The organism is Afipia sp. Root123D2, from assembly GCF_001425835.1.
In the GTDB taxonomy this organism is placed as follows: Bacteria; Pseudomonadota; Alphaproteobacteria; order Rhizobiales; family Xanthobacteraceae; genus Afipia.
On sequence record NZ_LMDP01000001.1, the window covers coordinates 968,161 to 984,929 of the forward strand.

General features: G+C 64.4%; 15 protein-coding genes and 2 pseudogenes. 10 read left to right on the plus strand and 7 right to left on the minus strand.

What is annotated here, in order from left to right; all coding sequences use genetic code 11:
• Position 1 precedes the first annotated feature (1 nt).
• A pseudogene (locus ASC80_RS24300) lies at positions 2-100 on the minus strand (LysR family transcriptional regulator); the annotation flags it as partial.
• 91 nt (positions 101-191) lie between these two features.
• The gene (locus ASC80_RS04705) at positions 192-884 is read right to left on the minus strand and encodes a winged helix-turn-helix transcriptional regulator (protein WP_056293285.1); all 693 of its coding nucleotides are present in this window, start codon (positions 882-884) and stop codon (positions 192-194) included.
• 140 nt (positions 885-1,024) lie between these two features.
• On the opposite strand from ASC80_RS04705, the gene ASC80_RS04710 reads away from it, so the two are divergent.
• From ASC80_RS04710 to ASC80_RS04730, 5 genes are all read left to right on the plus strand, one after another.
• On the plus strand, positions 1,025-2,197 hold the full coding sequence (locus tag ASC80_RS04710; protein ID WP_082512401.1) for an acyl-CoA dehydrogenase family protein: 1,173 nt from the start codon (positions 1,025-1,027) through the stop codon (positions 2,195-2,197).
• A gap of 79 nt (positions 2,198-2,276) precedes the next feature.
• Positions 2,277-2,480, plus strand: coding sequence for a DUF3606 domain-containing protein (locus tag ASC80_RS04715; RefSeq protein WP_056293288.1), 204 nt, complete (start codon positions 2,277-2,279; stop codon positions 2,478-2,480).
• Positions 2,481-2,701: 221 nt separating this feature from the next.
• Entirely contained in the window at positions 2,702-3,148 is a 447-nt protein-coding gene (locus ASC80_RS04720) for a hypothetical protein (RefSeq protein WP_056293291.1), read from the plus strand.
• Positions 3,149-3,226: 78 nt separating this feature from the next.
• Entirely contained in the window at positions 3,227-4,081 is an 855-nt protein-coding gene (locus tag ASC80_RS04725) for a bestrophin-like domain (RefSeq protein ID WP_082512402.1), read from the plus strand.
• Positions 4,063-4,827 (plus strand): glycosyltransferase family 2 protein, encoded by a 765-nt coding sequence (locus tag ASC80_RS04730; protein WP_056293294.1) that lies wholly within the window; start codon positions 4,063-4,065, stop codon positions 4,825-4,827. Before ASC80_RS04725 ends, ASC80_RS04730 begins: the two co-directional genes overlap by 19 nt.
• A gap of 4 nt (positions 4,828-4,831) precedes the next feature.
• On the opposite strand, the gene ASC80_RS04735 is transcribed toward ASC80_RS04730, so the two are convergent.
• On the minus strand, positions 4,832-5,959 hold the full coding sequence (locus tag ASC80_RS04735; protein ID WP_056293297.1) for an S-(hydroxymethyl)glutathione dehydrogenase/class III alcohol dehydrogenase: 1,128 nt from the start codon (positions 5,957-5,959) through the stop codon (positions 4,832-4,834).
• A 135-nt stretch (positions 5,960-6,094) separates the two neighbouring features.
• On the opposite strand from ASC80_RS04735, the gene ASC80_RS04740 reads away from it, so the two are divergent.
• Positions 6,095-6,997 (plus strand): DMT family transporter, encoded by a 903-nt coding sequence (locus tag ASC80_RS04740; protein WP_056293302.1) that lies wholly within the window; start codon positions 6,095-6,097, stop codon positions 6,995-6,997.
• Between the two features lie 139 nt (positions 6,998-7,136).
• On the opposite strand, the pseudogene ASC80_RS04745 reads toward ASC80_RS04740, so the two are convergent.
• Positions 7,137-8,578, minus strand: a pseudogene (locus ASC80_RS04745) (cryptochrome/photolyase family protein).
• Positions 8,579-8,700: 122 nt separating this feature from the next.
• The gene (locus ASC80_RS04750; protein WP_056293304.1) at positions 8,701-9,360 is read right to left on the minus strand and encodes a peroxiredoxin; all 660 of its coding nucleotides are present in this window, start codon (positions 9,358-9,360) and stop codon (positions 8,701-8,703) included.
• A gap of 370 nt (positions 9,361-9,730) precedes the next feature.
• On the opposite strand from ASC80_RS04750, the gene ASC80_RS04755 reads away from it, so the two are divergent.
• The gene (locus tag ASC80_RS04755; RefSeq protein ID WP_056293306.1) at positions 9,731-10,330 is read left to right on the plus strand and encodes a hypothetical protein; all 600 of its coding nucleotides are present in this window, start codon (positions 9,731-9,733) and stop codon (positions 10,328-10,330) included.
• A gap of 148 nt (positions 10,331-10,478) precedes the next feature.
• Here ASC80_RS04755 and ASC80_RS04760 read toward each other — a convergent pair whose 3' ends face one another.
• The gene (locus ASC80_RS04760) at positions 10,479-12,338 is read right to left on the minus strand and encodes an alkaline phosphatase family protein (protein WP_056293309.1); all 1,860 of its coding nucleotides are present in this window, start codon (positions 12,336-12,338) and stop codon (positions 10,479-10,481) included.
• Positions 12,339-12,496: 158 nt separating this feature from the next.
• Here ASC80_RS04760 and ASC80_RS04765 point away from each other — a divergent pair, with 158 nt between their 5' ends.
• The 3 genes from ASC80_RS04765 to ASC80_RS24520 are packed head-to-tail and all read left to right on the plus strand — an operon-like array spanning position 12,497 to position 15,790.
• A complete protein-coding gene (locus tag ASC80_RS04765; protein WP_056293311.1) occupies positions 12,497-14,512 on the plus strand; it encodes an acetyl-CoA carboxylase biotin carboxylase subunit in 2,016 nt (671 codons plus the stop codon).
• A 9-nt stretch (positions 14,513-14,521) separates the two neighbouring features.
• On the plus strand, positions 14,522-15,400 hold the full coding sequence (locus tag ASC80_RS04770; protein ID WP_056293314.1) for an isocitrate lyase/PEP mutase family protein: 879 nt from the start codon (positions 14,522-14,524) through the stop codon (positions 15,398-15,400).
• Between the two features lie 21 nt (positions 15,401-15,421).
• Entirely contained in the window at positions 15,422-15,790 is a 369-nt protein-coding gene (locus ASC80_RS24520) for an acylphosphatase (RefSeq protein ID WP_082512403.1), read from the plus strand.
• Between the two features lie 57 nt (positions 15,791-15,847).
• Here the strand turns inward: ASC80_RS24520 and ASC80_RS04780 are convergent, their stop codons facing one another.
• Positions 15,848-16,753, minus strand: a complete 906-nt coding sequence (locus ASC80_RS04780) for a LysR family transcriptional regulator (protein ID WP_056293315.1) — start codon at positions 16,751-16,753, stop codon at positions 15,848-15,850.
• Between the last annotated feature and the right edge of the window lie 16 nt (positions 16,754-16,769).

Here is a 16,769-nt window from a genome sequence, read left to right on the forward strand (position 1 = left end):
TGAGAACGCCGTACTCGGCTGCAAGAAAGTCGAGCAGCGCACGCACCGACGGCAGCAATCCTCTCCGGGTCGGGAATACGGCGTGGACTATTCCCGCTCTAACAACTGCGCCGCGTGAGCAATACAATTCCAGCGGCGAACAGATATGACGTAATCGCCAGACTGTGCCACAGACTATCAATCCGGCATTTTTAGCTCACGCGGCGCGGTCCGGGCGCGAACGGGCTGAGCCCGAGCCATTGCTGCATCGCCTGCGCAATCCGTGGATCGCCGTCGATCTCAAGCCGGCCGGCTTCGACCTCCTTGCGCACCGCCGTCAGCCCCATCCAGATCGCGGTCATGCTGCGCAACGAGCCGGTGACGAGCAGATCGATCTCGAAGCCCGGATCGAATCCGCACAGGTCGACTGCGCCGGCGTCGACCACCAGCCACCAGTTCTGCTGCGCGGGCTGCAATTCGGGATAGCGGAATTGAATCGTGCAGCGCTTCGGCGGCAACGGCTGGGGGCTGAGGTGGCGGCGCATGTCCCACATCAAGAGCGACGGATCGAGATTCTTGAGCGACAGCCGCGATTCAATCCAGCGCTGTCCCCAGAAGCCGAAGCCCAGAATGAGCGGGCGCAATTCCTCGCCGGCTTCGGTCAGGTGATATTCGGTGCTGCCGTTCGTGTTGCGTGTCGCGTGGATGACGCCGGCGCGCTCCAGTTCCTTGAGCCGCTTCGACAACAGCGCGGGCGACATTCGCGGCACGCCGCGGCGCAGTTCGTTGAAATGCGTCGTGCCGCACAGCAGTTCGCGGATCACAAGCGTCGTCCATCGCGTGCACAGGATTTCGGCGGTCATCGCCACCGGACAGAACTGCCAGTATCCACCGCGATCTTCCATTGAGGTCACCCGAGTGGCTGTGTGCGCAAGACTAATGCAAAAGAGCTATCCCCGGAAAGGGCGGCAGTACAGTTCGTGAACTGGACGCGGACCCTGCCGACGCCGATCTTCCGCCCATCAGCATAGATGGGAGGACAATCATGCTCGGAACAGTGAAATCAATATCGCCCGCGGATGCAGGTGCGACATTCGACCGCGCTGGCACTGCCGTCAAAGTTGTACGCGAGATCGCGCCGATACTCGCGGAGCGCGCATCGCGGTGCGACGAAACCGACAGTTTCGTCGCCGAGAACTATCTGCTGCTGAAGGAATCCGGCCTGGTCACGGCGGGCGTGCCGTATGAACTAGGCGGTGGCGGCGCCGACGTCGCGGAATTGGCCGAGATGCTGCGCATCATGGCTCATGCCTGCGGCTCGACCGCGCTGGCGTTCTCGATGCACACCCACCAGGTCGCGATTCCGGCGTGGCGCTGGCGTCACCAGAAAGTGACCGCTGTCGAGCCTCTGCTCAAGCGCATCGTCGCCGAACGGCTGATCCTGCTGTCGAGCGGCGGCTCGGACTGGATCGGCGGATCGGGCAAGGCGACCAAGGTCGAGGGCGGCTATCGCATCTCGGCGCGCAAGGTGTTCACCTCAGGCGCGCCGGCGGGCGATCTCTTGATGACCGGCGCGATCACGGAAACCGGCGAGGGCACCGCGGTGATTCATTTCGCCGCACCGATGAAAGCGCCGGAAGTCACCGTCACCGATACCTGGCACGCGCTCGGCATGCGCGGCACCGGCTCGCACGATGTGGTGATCGAGAATCTGTTCATTCCCGATGCTGGAGTTTCGCTCACGCGCAGGGCCGGCGAGTGGCATCCGCTTTTCCAGATCATCGCGACAACCGCGTTTCCGCTGATCTACGCGGTCTATCTCGGCATTGCCGAACACGCGCGCGATCTGGCGATCGACCTTGCGAAGCGCAAGCCGCCGACCTCGTACGGCCTCGATCTCGCCGGGCGGATGGAGACCGCGCTGCGCGCCGCGCGGCTCGCCCATCGCTGGATGGTCGAGGTCATGGAGCGGAATGCGCCGTCGGCGGGCAGCGTCAACGACATGATGATCGGGCGTTCGCTGGTTGCCGAGAACGCCATCCGGACCGTCGAACTGGCGCTCGAACTGGCGGGCGGGGCGGGCTTCTATCGCCGCAACGGACTGGAGCGGTGCTTCCGCGACATTCAGGCCGCCCGGTTCCATCCGCTGCAACAGGGACCGCAGGCGCATTATGCCGGCGCGATGGCGCTCGGGCTGCCGGTGGCGACGGTGTTCTGAGCGGGGCGGCGGAAACCTCTCGTTAACGCCACGGACACCCCGCGATTTTGACGAGAGCCGATCATGGTACGTTGAGGCCATGATCAGCCTCGTCAAAGTCTCCGATGTTCTGGCCGTGACCGCGCAAGCCGCGGGCCGCGCGCCGCAGACCATCGACACGCAGGACGACAAGGCAACCGCCTATTGGGCGGGGCGATTCAACGTGTCGTCGGAAGCCCTGTTTGCTGCGATTCAGGAAGTCGGCCCGTCGGTCGCCGCGATCCGGCGTCATCTGAACAAGTAAGCCGGCACGTCACATCGCGTGTGCGTCGGCTCACGCGGCTCGCTGAAACCTCCCATCCGCCACGATTTGGCCATCCCTGCGGGTGCGAATGGGCCGTGCCCGGCGTTGGCCGGGCCGGCCGTCATGCTTAACGAATTGCAAACACAGTAACGCCAGAGTTCTGCCGTTAGGTGGCAGCCGATTCACGCCCGCCAACGACCCAACAGGTTCCCGAACGTTCGATGCGTGCTCTGCTTCTGTCCCTCATCGCGATGCTGTTGCTGGCGGCAGGCCCGGCGCGCGCCGACCTGCGTATCACCCGCGACCATGGCGGCTACGTCGAGGAGTACAAGGCGAAGTACGAGCGCATCCGCAAGCGCGGCGAGCGGGTGATCATCGACGGCATCTGCAACTCGGCCTGCACCATGGTGTTCGGCATCGTGCCGCTGAGCAAGATCTGCGTCACGCCGCGCGCCAGCCTCGGCTTTCATCAGGCCTATTACGACAAGGCCTATACGTTCGGCATCAAGGTCACGACCGCCGCCGGCACCTCTGACCTGATGACGTATTACACGCCGGCGATCAAATCGTGGATCGCGCGTCATGGCGGCCTCACGCCGGAAATGAAAAAGGTCAAGAACGGCCCCGATCTGTGGCGGATCGCCGACCCGTGCCCGGAAGATTTCTGACGCTTTTCACTCTTCCTGCAACGCGACGGAAAGCATACCCTGCGCCGGATATTTCCTGCGCCGGGGTTTTCAGCATCCATGCGCGAAATTGTCGTTTCCGGTTTGATTTTTGTCGGTCTGGTCGCGGCTTCCCTGGGAAGCCTCGTCCTTTATTCGAAGCTTCCGCCGCAACATCGTCAGGACGATACGCAAAGCGTCGTCCGGGCCATCGCCAATATCTTCGTGGTGATGACTTCGCTCGTGCTCGGGCTGATGCTCAACTCGTCCAAAGGCACCTTCGAGGCGGTCGATCACAACGTCCACACGATCTCGACCGACATCATCCTGCTCGACCGGTGGCTTCGCCTGTACGGTCCCGATGCCGACGAGGCGCGGCAGCGGCTGCTGGCTTACACCGAGCAGACGGCGTCCCGCATGCGCAACAGCACCCCGCTGGTTGTTGACCGGACGCGCGAAAGTCTGATCGATGCGGTTGGTCACGGTCTGCGGGCGATGAAGCCGGCGGACGCCGAGCACGTCGCGCGGTGGAGCGACGCGATCCAGCAGTTTCACAAGATCGTCGAACTGCACTGGATTTTGGTCGAGCAGTCGGAAGGCATGCTGCCGTGGCCGATCATCTCGCTGATGGTGGCGTGGCTGCTGTTGATCTTTGCGAGTTTCGGCTATCGCGCGCCGCGGAACGCGGTGGTCGTCGCCAGCTTCATCATGTCCGCCGCGCTGATCGCGGGCGCCATTTATCTCATCATTGACATGAACGTGCCGTTCCGGGGCCCGATCCAGGTCTCGCCTGCGCCCGTTGCAGCGGGCGATCGTGGAAATGCAGCGTTGAAGCTGCGGCGCCGGGTGCCGGTCGCGCTTGCCTGCGCGGGCAGGGTATGCTGCAACGAGCATCCTCATATGTCCGGAATTGATCCGTGCCGTCTCTGTCCCTGATCGTCATCACAAAGAACGAGGAAGCCGCGATCGCGCGCTGCCTCGGGTCGGTGGCGTTTGCCGACGAGATCATCGTGGTGGACAGCGGCAGCACCGACCGCACGGTGGAAATCGCGCGCGGCCTCGGTGCGCGGGTCACCGTCACGGCGGACTGGCCCGGCTTCGGGGCGCAGAAGAATCGCGCGCTGGATCTCGCGCAAAGCGACTGGGTGCTGTCGCTCGACGCCGACGAATGGATCGACCCGCAATTCATCGCGGGCATCCGGCAGGCGATCGCCGATCCCGCCGCGCCGGACGCCTATCGCACGTCGCGGCGCTCGCGTTTTTGCGGGCGCGTCGTCAATCATTGCGGCTGGTCGCCGGACTATGTGGTCCGCCTGTTTCGCCGCGGCCGGGCACGGTTCTCCGACGATCTGGTCCACGAGCGTCTGGTCGTCGATGGTGCCGTTGGCAAGATCGACGCCCTGATCGATCACGATTCCATCGAGTCCTGGGCCGATGCCGAGGACAAGATCGAGCGCTATTCGATCGCGGCGGGGCAGCAGATCGCCGCGCGCGGCCGCAAGAGTTCGGCGCTGCGGGCCTTGCTGCACGGGTGGGGCGCGTTCGTCAAAACGCTGGTGTTTCGCGCGGGCTTTCTCGACGGCGCGACCGGCTGGCAGGTCGCGCGCTACAATCGTCTTTACACCGAAGCGAAATGGCGCCGCGCCGCCGAACTCGCGGCGGCGGCAAAGCGCGCGCGCTGACGGGCTAGAACGTCACCACGCCGCGGATCGATTCCCCGCGCTTCATCAGGTCGAACGCCTTGTTGATGTCATTGAGCGGCATCACGTGGGTAATCATCGGATCGATCTGGATCTTGCCCTGCATGTACCAGTCGACGATCTTCGGCACGTCGGTGCGGCCGCGCGCGCCGCCGAACGCGGTGCCTTTCCAGACCCGTCCGGTGACAAGCTGGAACGGACGGGTGGAGATTTCAGCGCCGGAAGGCGCGACGCCGATCACGATCGATTGGCCCCAGCCGCGATGACAGGCCTCCAGCGCCTGCCGCATCACCGTGACGTTGCCGGTGCAATCGAACGTATAGTCCGCGCCGCCGATCTGGTCGGCACCGGACTTGGTCATGTCGACGAGGTAGGGAACGAGGTCCTTGCCGACCTCCTTCGGGTTGACGAAATGCGTCATGCCGAAACGTTCGCCCCACGCCTTGCGGTCGTTGTTGATATCGACGCCGATGATCATGTCGGCGCCGGCGAGGCGCAGGCCCTGCAGCACGTTGAGGCCGATACCGCCGAGGCCGAACACGATCGCCTTCGCGCCTTGCTCGACCTTGGCGGTGTTGATCACCGCGCCGATGCCGGTGGTGACGCCGCAGCCGATGTAGCAAACCTTGTCGAACGGTGCGTCCTCGCGGATTTTCGCCACCGCGATTTCCGGCAGCACGGTGTAGTTCGCGAACGTCGATGTGCCCATGTAGTGGTGGATCGGCTTGCCGCCCATCGAGAACCGCGAGGTGCCGTCCGGCATCAGGCCCTGGCCCTGCGTGGCGCGGATCGCGGTGCAGAGATTGGTCTTGCGCGACAGGCATGACGGGCACTGGCGGCATTCCGGCGTGTACAGCGGAATGACGTGATCGCCTTTCTTCACGCTGGTGACGCCGGGGCCGGTCTCGACCACGACGCCCGCGCCCTCATGACCGAGGATGGCGGGAAACAGCCCTTCGGGATCGGCACCGGACAGCGAGAATTCGTCGGTGTGGCAGACGCCGGTCGCCTTGATCTCGACCATCACTTCGCCCTCGCGCGGGCCTTCGAGCTGAACGGTGGTGATTTCCAGTGGCTTGCCTGCGGCAATGGCGACGGCGGCGCGAACGTCCATGGTGATATCCTCGTAATGTCGGTGGGGCCGCAGCCGGAGAGGGCGGCGGAGATGCTTGTTATGTGATTGCGCGCGAGTGGACCCGCGCAATTGACGATTGTGGCCCAGCATACGTTCGGGCAATCAGGTCCGCAAATGAATCAGGATGTCACACTTGAGCGGGTTTTGCCGCGGGCGGCGCCCGCGATTTTTGTTGTGCTGTGGAGCAGCGGCTTCATCGCCACCAAATATGCGCTGGCCGGTGCCGAGCCGCTGACCTTCCTGTTCATCCGCATGGCCGCGGTGGTGCTGCTGATGGCGATCATCATCGCGATCGCGCGTCCCAAATGGCCGAACCGTGTCGACACATGGCACAGCGTGGTCGCCGGGCTTCTGGTCCATGGCTTCTATCTCGCGGGCACCGCGATCGCGATCTATCACTCGGTCCCGGCGGGGCTGTCGGCGCTGATCCCAGGCCTGCAACCGATCCTGACCTCGACGCTAGCCAATCGTTTTCTCGGTGAGCGCGTCACGCCGCTGCAATGGCTCGGCCTGCTGCTCGGGCTGTCCGGTGTGCTGCTGGTGCTGCATACGCGCCAGATGTCCGGGCAACTCGGTTGGGGCTGGCTCGGTACCTGCGTCTCGCTGATCAGCATCACGCTCGGCACACTTTATCAGAAGCGGTACTGCAGCCGCATCGACTGGCGCACCGGCAACCTGATCCAGTTCGTTGCCGCGGGCTGTCTCTACGCTGTCGGCGCATACCTGTTCGAAACGCGGCAGATTGTGTGGTCGTGGGAATTCGTGCTCGGCGTCGGCTGGCTGGCGATCGCGCTGTCGATGGGCTCCATCGGATTGCTGTACTGGCTGATCCGTCACAACGGCACGACGCAGGTGGCGAGCCTGTTCTATCTGGTGCCGGTGGTGACGGCGCTGATGGCCTTCGTGCTGTTCGACGAACGCGTCGGCTGGCTCGGCATTGTCGGCATGGCGATCTGTGCGGCGGGTGTGTTTCTGGTCAACAAGCCGGCGAAGGTCGAGGTTTCGCCGGGGAGTTAGGGCAGAGTGCCCCGGACGCGGTGCGGTGTTCTTCACACCGCTCCGCTGATCCGGGGCCGTTCCAAACTCTGAGTGTGGAATGGTCCCGGTTCTGCGAAGCAGCGTTACACGCTGCGTCGCGCCCGGGACACAAAAGTTCTCACTCCCGCGTCTTTTTGTATGCCGCCAGCGCGCGTTCGCGCGCCGCCTTGTGATCGACGATCGGCGCAGGATAGGTCTCGCCGAGGGTAATGTTGGCCGCGGCCAACTCCATCGGCGTCGCCTCCCATGGCTTGTGGATCAGCGGCGGCGGCAGGTGCTCAAGCTGCGGCACCCAGCGCGCGACATACGCGCCATCGGGATCGAACTTCTCGCCTTGCAGGATCGGATTGAACACCCGGAAGTAGGGCGCGGCGTCGGCACCTGAGCCCGCGACCCATTGCCAGTTGGCGGGATTGCTGCCGGCATCCGCATCGACCAGCGTGTCCCAGAACCACGCTTCGCCGGCGCGCCAGTCGATCAAGAGATGCTTGACCAGAAACGATGCCACCACCATGCGCACGCGATTGTGCATCACGCCGGTGTGCCACAGTTCGCGCATACCGGCATCGACGATGGGATAGCCGGTCAGGCCGCGTTGCCACGCACGCAGCGCCTTGGCATCGCGCCGCCACGGAAAACCGTCGAACGTTTCCTGCAGATTGCGTGTGTGCAGATCTGGATGATCGAACAGCAGATGGCGGCAGAATTCGCGCCAGCCCAACTCGCTAAGAAACTTGTCGATGTCGCGCGACAGCGCCGGTTTGCGGTCGGCCGCGAAGCGGGCAGCGTGATAAATCCGGCGTGGCGAGATTTCGCCGAAGCGCAGATGCGGTGACAGCCGCGAGGTCGCCTCGCGATCCGGCCGGTCGCGGTCGGCTGCGTAACCCTTGATGCCGTGTTCAAGGAATCGCCAAGCTGCGCGCGTGCCGCTGCTTCGCCCGGTGTCCATGTGGCGCGTAACCCGCCCGCCCAGTCGGGCTTTGACGGTTCGAGATGCCAATCATCGAGGTCATCGCTGGCGACACCGTTCATCGCCGGAAACTTTTTTGGCGCGGGCAGCGGTGAGGGCGGATCGCCGAGGCTGAGCACGCGCTTCCAGAACGGCGTGAACACCCGCAGGCCACGGCCCTCCTTGTTGCGGATGCGCTCGGGGGGCGCCAGCAAATCGCCGGGAAAAGTCTCGTGCCGCACACCGATGCTGGCGAGTGCCTCAGCGACGCGGCGTTCACGCGTGGCCTGCGCCGGGACGTGGCTCGCGTTCCAGAAAACAGCAGCGGCCTGCGTTTCGCGCGCAAGGTTTTCGATGATCGCGGCGGATTCGCCTTTGCGCAGGACGAGGCGTTGTCCGAGCGACCTCAGGTTTTCGTCGAGCGTGCGCAGCGATTGCGCCAGCCACCACCGCGCCGCCCCGCCGAGCGACCGGGCCTTGGGAGCCTCGTCGTCAAGCACATACAGGCAGATCACCGGCGCGCCGGTCTTTGACGCGGCATGCAGGGCGGGATGATCGGAGAGGCGGAGATCGTCGCGAAACCAGACGATGACGGGAGCGGGCGCTGTCATCCGCGCATTTAGCCTGAGTGCGCGCGGCGTGTCTGTACATCAAAGAGAGTTCCGCGGGATGAGGAAGCGCAACAAAAAAGGGACGCCGCAGCGTCCCTTTTGTTTCTGGCTGAGATGCGCGCTCAGTTCGGCTGCGGCACGATACGGATATACGGCTTCGGCGACTTCCAGCCGTTCGGATACTTCTCCTTGGCCTGCTCGTTGGTGACCGAGCCGGAGATGATCACGTCCTCGCCCTGTTTCCAGTTCGCCGGCGTCGAGACGTTGTGCTTGGCGGTGAGCTGCAGGGAGTCGATCGCGCGAACGATCTCATCGAAGTTGCGGCCGGTGCTCATCGGATAGGCCAGCGCGAGCTTCACCTTCTTGTCCGGACCGATGACGAACACGGTGCGTACCGTGGCATTGTCGGCCGGAGTGCGGCCGTCCGACGTGCCGCCGGTGTCGGCGGGGAGCATGTTGTAGAGCTTGGAGATCTTGAGGTCGGTATCGCCGATCATCGGGTAGTTCGGGGCGGTGCCGACGACATCCTTGATGTCATCGCCCCACGCCTTGTGCTGGGCCACCGGATCGACGCTCAGGCCGATCAGCTTGACGCCGCGCTTGTCGAACTCCGGCTTCATGCGGGCGAGGGTGCCGAGTTCGGTGGTGCAAACCGGGGTGAAGTCCTTCGGGTGCGAAAACAGCAACGCCCAGCTATTGCCGATCCAGTCGTGGAAATGGATGTGTCCTTCGGTGGTGTCCGCTTCGAAATCGGGGGCCACCGCGCCAATCTGGAGTGTCATGGTCTCGCCTCATATCGTTTGGGGAAGCACTTAAATCGCAGGCAGATATAGCCATGCCGCAGTGAGAACGGAACCGCGCCGGAAAAAGGACAATATCCTTCTCCGGACCGGGGCATGATCAGTCAATTTATCCCCATTTTGAAGTGATCCCGGAACGGGACAACTGCGCGCAATCGTGAGCGGTGCCGCAAAGAATCCTTCGATGCGCCGCAACGCCGCCGGGCCGCACTGCGACATCGTTGAACCTGCGGTGGTTTCGCTGCGACCTATCGGCACCACCGCGGAAAGATCGGGCCGTTAAGCCCAATCTTTAACGAATCATTTAACCCCGCATGAAAATGCTGCGGGATATAGAAACGAGTAAAGTACCATGACCGCCGCCTTGACGACGCTCACCCAACGATCCCTGTCCACCCTGCTGCCGTTCATTGAATCCCCGTCGATCGCCGATGGCGCCGTCGCGGCGCGCGCGCTCGGCCTGGTTCGGGACGGAGTCATCACCGGGGAAGGACCGACCACGGCGGGCCGGGTTCATTTTTCGCGGTCGCTCGATGCCGCCGACGCCGACTGGTGCGCGCGCATTCTGATGTCCGCGCCGGTCGCCGATCAGCCGGTCACCCGGGCCGAGGCCGAAGCGCTGTTCCAGATCAACGAGGCCGCGTCCGAGCGCAGCGACGACGGCCGCTTCGACGACCTGCTCGCCAAGGCGGTGGTGCATCACGCCGCGTCCGCATCGGGCCTGCCGGTGCCGCCGCGCCATGTCGCGCTGTCGCCCGACACCTCGATCGAGAGCTGGGCGCCGACCAAGGCGGTCGGGGTCAACACCGAAGTGCTGGAATGGATTTCGGGCCAGATGCGCGGCAAGCGCCGCAGTAATCGCGCGTTCGCTATGATGGGGATTCTTCTGGTCGGCGCCGCGACGCTGCCGGTGGTCCAGACTCTGCCGAACGTCATCGATCTCGGGATGTAAGGGGCGGACCTCGCCGCAATCCTAAAGGCCATTACGTGCTTAGAATGTCATGCCCGGCCTTGTGCCGGGCATCTCGCTTAGGTGGGCACCACGCGTCCCTGATCGGGATGGCCGGAACAAGTCCGGCCATGATAATCGGGGCTAATCTCTACTTCACACCCGCCGACTTCGGCCCATTAATGCCGACTGTGCGGCCGGGAAATCCGGCGACATCGAAATAGCGCTGCTTCTCCACCCGCTGGAAGTGCAGCACTGTGCGCAAGCCGTTCGCCGCCGGTCTGGAGGCGATGGTGCCGGTGAATGCCTTCGGCGTCGTACCGTTGGGCAGTGCCTCGGTCATCACCCGGCCGATCAGCGGGCCTTTGTGCGGCGGACGCAGCCCCATCACCTTCATCAGCGTCATGCCGACGTCGGCGTTGCTGACCGGCAGCGGATCGGCATAGCCGGTTTTGAAATCCGGCCCGATCGCGGCCATGAAGTTCATGGTGTCGGCGCGGCTGAAATTGCCGTGCATGCCCTGGCCCTGCTGGAGGCCGGTGTCGGCCACCACCACGGTGCACAGGATCGGTTCATCGCAGCCGGTGGCATACGAGCGGAAGTTGACCACGATCGCCGGGTTCGGCGTCAGCGCGCGGCCGGCGAGGTTGATGCGCGACAGCGGCAACGTGCCGGGGAAGCTGCCGAGATCGTCGTGAACGAAGAGGCCGCTGACGTAATCCTGCGCGAGCAGGGCGTCGATGACCTTGCGCGTCAGCCTGCGATCCTTGCTCGGCACGTACACGAGGTCCGAGCCGCCATTGGCTGCGACGATGATATCGGGCTTCGCCGGATTCTTGCCGATCAGCCCGTTGCCGGCGCGCGGATGGGCGTTGTCCGCGACCGCCGCATTGCCTCGATCGGGATCGGCCAGCGGTAAGTCGAGCGCATGCGCGAGATCGAGCGCGAGGAAGCCGGGCGGCAAATCGCCACGGCGGACATTCGCGTAGGTGCGCTTCGCCGCCGGCGAGGTCGAACTTTCCTTGGAGATGGTCGAGAAGCCGTGGTCGGCGGAAACGACAATATTGGTGGTCGCCTCAAGGCCAAGCTCGCGCAGCGCCTGACGCAGTTGCGCGAGGTTGTCGTCGGCATTTTTAATGGCGGCGAGCGAGGTCGGGCCGTTGATGCCGGGCGTCACCTTGCCGAAGCTGTCGCCCTGATTGTGTTGGGTGCCGTCGGGGTCGCGCGACCACAGCACCAGCACGAACGGCTTGTTGCGCGCCTTGAACTTCGGAAGGATCACCTTGGTGACGGCGTCGGTGAAATATTTCTGCTGGATCACATTCGCGGTGGTCGCGCCGGGCTTCTCGAAATTGCCGGCATTGCCGTTGTCGCCGGGATTCTTGCCGCGGGCGGGCGTGACGAGCGGAAGCCCGGATTCGCTCAGGGCGGACTTGACGTCGTCGGACAGCGGAATGCCGAGCGGCTTGCCGTCCTTCATCGCGCCGGTCTGGTCGTCGATGATAATGGTTTGACTGCCGGTGCGCGCGGTGTGGTCGAACACCAGCGTCGGGCCGAGCTTGCCGACGGCGGCGGTGCTGTAGCCTTCGCGGCGCGCGGCGGCGAGAATCGATTCCTCATCGAGAAAGTTGCCGTGATAGTGCTCGTCGACGTCGCCCATCACCGGGTCGCTCTCGAGGAACGGCGTCACGCTGCCGCCGGCCGCGCCGACCGGATAGCCGGAATAGATCGTGTTGCTGAACACGCCGGTGTCGCCGAGGTAATGGCCGGTCGCCATGCCCGAGGCGTTCGGCATGGTGAAGGTCGGAAACAGTGCGTGCGGATTCTTGAAATTCACGCCCTGATCGCGCAGCGCAGCCATTGCCGGCGCGGTTTCGGGGGTGACTTTCAGCGCCCGCAACCCGTCGGGAACGAACAGAATGAGGTTGTGGGGGGCGGCATTGGCGGCGAGGGCCGGCAGGGCCGAACATATCAGGAATCCGATGGAAACGGCGGTGGTTTTGTGGCGCATGGTGGAAGAGCCTTTTTGCTATCAAAAGCAGGGCTTGGCTTGGCGCCGAATGTGTAGTTTCTGGCCGCGACAGATTTGTTACAACCAGCCGTTCATGGCACATTATCCACCAACGGTCCGCCAATCCGGCCCCCCATCCAGGTGTAAGTCAGCTCCGCATGTTCAAAAAAATTCTCATCGCCAATCGAGGCGAGATCGCCTGCCGGATCATCAAGACCGCGCGCCGCATGGGCATCGAGACGGTTGCGGTGTTTTCCGACGCCGATCGCGATGCGCTCCACGTCGAAATGGCCGATGAAGCGGTCCATATCGGTCCGCCGCAGGCTGCCGAGAGCTACCTTCTGATCGACAAGATCGTCGACGCCTGCCGCAAGACCGGCGCGGAAGCGGTCCATCCGGGTTACGGCTTCCTGTCCGAGCGGGAATCGTTCTCGCGCGAACTGGAAAAGGCCGGCATCGTGTTCATCGGCCCCAACCCCGGCGCCATCGCCGCGATGGGTGACAAGATCGAATCCAAGAAGGCCGCCGCCGAGGCCAAGGTCTCCACCGTGCCGGGCTATCTTGGCGTGATCGAGGACGACAAGCACGCGGTGAAGATCGCCGACGAGATCGGCTATCCGGTGATGATCAAGGCGTCCGCCGGCGGCGGCGGCAAGGGCATGCGCATCGCGCATTCGACGTCGGAAGTGGCGGAGGGCTTTGGTCTGGCGAAAGCGGAAGCGAAAGCCTCGTTCGGCGACGACCGCGTGTTCATCGAGAAGTTCATCGTCGATCCGCGCCACATCGAAATCCAGGTGCTCGGCGACAAGCACGGCAACGTCATCTATCTCGGCGAGCGCGAATGTTCGATCCAGCGCCGCAACCAGAAGGTGATCGAGGAGGCTCCAAGCCCGCTGCTCGACGAAACCACCCGCCGCAAGATGGGCGAGCAGGCGGTCGCTCTGGCCAAGGCGGTGAACTACGATTCCGCCGGCACCGTCGAATTCGTCGCAGGCCAGGACAAGAGCTTCTACTTTCTCGAAATGAACACCCGTTTGCAGGTCGAACATCCGGTGACCGAACTCGTCACCGGCATCGATCTCGTCGAGCAGATGATCCGCGTCGCCGCCGGGGAGAAGCTGACGATCGCGCAGAAGGATGTCGCGCTGACCGGCTGGGCGGTGGAATCGCGCGTCTACGCCGAAGACCCGTATCGCAACTTCCTGCCGTCGATCGGCCGCCTCGTGAAGTATCGCCCGCCGGCCGAGAGCAAGACCGGCGACATCACCGTGCGCAACGACACCGGTGTGCAGGAGGGCGGCGAAATCTCGATCTATTACGATCCGATGATCGCCAAGCTCGTCACCCACGCGCCGTCACGCGCCGCCGCCATCGAGGCGCAGTCGCAGGCGCTCGATGCGTTTTACGTCGACGGCATCCGCCACAACATTCCATTCTTGTCGGCGCTGATGAATCATCCGCGCTGGCGCGAGGGCAAACTCTCCACCGGCTTCATCGCCGAGGAATTTCCCAAGGGCTTCGGCCCGCGCACGCCGGAAGGCGACGCCGCGCGCCGCATCGCCGCTGTCGGCGCCGCCATCGATCACATCTACGGCGAGCGCAAGCGCCAGATTTCCGGCCAGATGAACGGCCGTCCGGTGACGCGCGAGCGCAGCCGCGTGGTCTGGCTCGACCGCAGCGAAGTCGCGCTCGATGTCTCCCGCGAGGGTGACGGCATCGTGGTCCGCTTCATCGAGGCTGACGGCAAGCCGGGCCAGCCGCACACATTGATGTCGTCTTGGAAGCCGGGCGATGCGGTGTGGCAGGGCACGCTCGACGGACTGCCGGTGGTGGTGCAGGTTCGCGCCATGCCGAATGGTTTCCGTCTCGTGCATCAGGGCTACGAGGTGCCGGTGCAGGTCTACACCGGGACCGAAGCGACCGCGGCGCGGCTGATGCCGGTCGGCGCGGCGGCAGGCACCGGCAAGAAGGTGCTGTGTCCGATGCCGGGTCTGGTGATCTCGATTGCCGTCAACGAAGGGCAGGAGATCAAGGCCGGCGAAACGCTCGCCGTGATCGAGGCGATGAAGATGCAGAACGTGCTGCGTTCGGAACGCGACGGCGTGGTGAAGAAAATTCACGTCCAGCCCGGCGCGACGCTGGCGGTGGATGCGCTGATCCTCGAATTCGCGTGAGGTGTCCCCATGCAATGGCGTCATCGCCGGGAGAGCTTGCGGGCAATTCTCGCCGGGTCGCTGTGCGTGCGGCCGGCATCGGTGTATGACGCGATCTCGGCGCGCATTGCCGAAGACCTCGGTTTCGAGATGGGCATGTTCGGCGGTTCGACCGCGTCGCTTGCCGTGCTGGGCGATCCCGACCTGGTGCTGATCACACTGACGGAACTTGCCGAACAGGTGCGCCGGATGTCGCGCGCCGGTGCGCTTCCGGTGCTGGTCGATGCCGACCACGGCTACGGCAATGCGCTCAATGTCCGCCGCACGGTACAGGAACTGGAAGCGGCCGGCGCGGCAGGCCTGACCATCGAGGACACGCTGCTGCCGCAGGCTTATGGCGCGGCCGGGCCGCAACTGATCTCGATCGAGGAGGGCATCGGCAAGATGAAGGCCGCCCTCGATGCGCGCTGCGATCCCGGACTGGTGATCATGGGGCGAACCGGAACGCGCGGCGGCGGTCCCGCAGCGGCGGCCCTCAACGACGCCATCGCGCGGGCCAAGGCCTATGAGGCGGCGGGCGTCGATGCGCTGTTCTTCACCGGCCTCAAGACCCGCGCCGAACTGCAGGCGATCGCATCGGCGACGACGCTGCCGATCGCGCTGGGCAATACAGAGGGCGAACTCGCCGACATGGATTTTCTCGCCAGCCAGCGCGTGCGCATCGCCCATCAGGGCCATGCGCCGTTCGCCGCCGCGACGCAGGCGGTGTACGATACGCTGAAGGCGCTGCGCGACGGTGTTGCGCCGAAGGATCTCAAGGGCCTGCCGTCCCGCGATCTCACCGCGCGCCTGACGCGCGAGGATGACGTGAATGCGCGTGCCGCCGCAACGCTCGGCCTGAAGACGTAACGGCAATCATCGGAGACTGCGATGAGCGATGTCATCCGCCACGTCGTCATTCACGGCAGGGTGCAGGGCGTCGGCTTTCGCTACTGGACCGAGGATGCCGCGCATCGCCATGGCGTCGGCGGCTGGGTGCGCAACCGCCGCGACGGCACGGTGGAAGCGGTGTTCGCCGGATCGTCCGCCGCGGTGGCGGCGATGATCGCCGACTGCAAACAAGGTCCGTCCTCGGCACGCGTCACGCGCATCGATGAAAGCGACGGCAGCGCGCAGGATCTGAATCTGCGCCCGGCAGTTTCACGGACGCGGCAGTTGCAGTTGTCATGGCCGGGCTTGTCCCGGCCATCCACGTCTTTTTCTGCAGCAGCTTCGCTAGGTCGTGGATGGCCGGAATAAATCCGGCCATGACGGTTCAGAGAGTGAGTCGCACGCATCTCATCGTCGTCTCAGTCACTATCGCTGCCTCTGCGCGCAAACCTCTTTGGCAATTGCGACGAAACGCGCGGCGAGTGGAGACAGGTTGCCGTCCCGCCATGCCAGCGCGATATCCAGCGTCGCCGCCGTGTCCTCGATCTCGACCGCCTTGATTCCGGGCGGCAGCGTCGAAACGAACGAGGCATCGAGGATCGTGCATCCGAAGCCGGATTGGACGAGTTGCAGGAGCACCGGAAGGTCGTCGGCTTCCTCCGCGATGTTGAGAGACAGTCCATACGTTCCGATCAGGTCGTTGACCAGCGAACGGAAGCCGCGCCAGCGGCTGGCCGTGCCGATCACGATCGGCGCCGTCACCAGCGTTTCGAGCGAGATCGAGCGGTGCCGCGCCCAGGGATGGCGCGCGGGAACGAGCGCGATCAGGCGTTCTTTCGAGATCGGAATGTTCTTCTGCGGCGGCGTCGAGACAACGGACATGATGAAGCCGAGATCGATCGTACCCTCCTCGAAAGCCGTCGCCTGTTCGGACGAGGCCAGAAGCCGCAGCCCGACCTGGGCGTCGGGATACTGCTTGCGGAATTCGATGATGATGTCGGGCATCGGGCCGGTCGCGGCGAACGTTGAATACCCCACCATGATGGTGCCGCTGAACCCCTGCGCCACCTTGCGGGCGTGGGTGAGGGCGCGCGTCAGGCGCTGCATCGCTTCAGTGGCGTCGCGGTAGAGCGTTTCGCCGGCGGGCGTCAGGGTCACGCGCCGGGTGGTCCGTTCGAACAGCGCAAAGCCGAGTTGCTGTTCAAGCTGGCGGATGCTGCGGCTGAGCGCCGGCTGGGCGATCCCGATCTGCTCGGCCGCTTTCCGGAAGCTGAGGGTTTCGCCGACCGCCAGGAAGTACTGCATCCTGGCATGCAACGCGTGATGGATCATGTCCCGGCTGTTTATT

Bases quoted from the DNA above. Each gene is read 5' to 3' on its own strand.
- ASC80_RS04705 (WP_056293285.1), bottom strand. From the start codon at position 884: ATGGAAGATCGCGGTGGATACTGGCAGTTCTGTCCGGTGGCGATGACC.
- ASC80_RS04710 (WP_082512401.1), top strand. From the start codon at position 1,025: ATGCTCGGAACAGTGAAATCAATATCGCCCGCGGATGCAGGTGCGACA.
- ASC80_RS04715 (WP_056293288.1), top strand. From the start codon at position 2,277: ATGATCAGCCTCGTCAAAGTCTCCGATGTTCTGGCCGTGACCGCGCAA.
- ASC80_RS04720 (WP_056293291.1), top strand. From the start codon at position 2,702: ATGCGTGCTCTGCTTCTGTCCCTCATCGCGATGCTGTTGCTGGCGGCA.
- ASC80_RS04725 (WP_082512402.1), top strand. From the start codon at position 3,227: ATGCGCGAAATTGTCGTTTCCGGTTTGATTTTTGTCGGTCTGGTCGCG.
- ASC80_RS04735 (WP_056293297.1), bottom strand. From the start codon at position 5,959: ATGGACGTTCGCGCCGCCGTCGCCATTGCCGCAGGCAAGCCACTGGAA.
- ASC80_RS04740 (WP_056293302.1), top strand. From the start codon at position 6,095: ATGAATCAGGATGTCACACTTGAGCGGGTTTTGCCGCGGGCGGCGCCC.
- ASC80_RS04750 (WP_056293304.1), bottom strand. From the start codon at position 9,360: ATGACACTCCAGATTGGCGCGGTGGCCCCCGATTTCGAAGCGGACACC.
- ASC80_RS04755 (WP_056293306.1), top strand. From the start codon at position 9,731: ATGACCGCCGCCTTGACGACGCTCACCCAACGATCCCTGTCCACCCTG.
- ASC80_RS04760 (WP_056293309.1), bottom strand. From the start codon at position 12,338: ATGCGCCACAAAACCACCGCCGTTTCCATCGGATTCCTGATATGTTCG.
- ASC80_RS04765 (WP_056293311.1), top strand. From the start codon at position 12,497: ATGTTCAAAAAAATTCTCATCGCCAATCGAGGCGAGATCGCCTGCCGG.
- ASC80_RS04770 (WP_056293314.1), top strand. From the start codon at position 14,522: ATGCAATGGCGTCATCGCCGGGAGAGCTTGCGGGCAATTCTCGCCGGG.
- ASC80_RS24520 (WP_082512403.1), top strand. From the start codon at position 15,422: ATGAGCGATGTCATCCGCCACGTCGTCATTCACGGCAGGGTGCAGGGC.
- ASC80_RS04780 (WP_056293315.1), bottom strand. From the start codon at position 16,753: ATGATCCATCACGCGTTGCATGCCAGGATGCAGTACTTCCTGGCGGTC.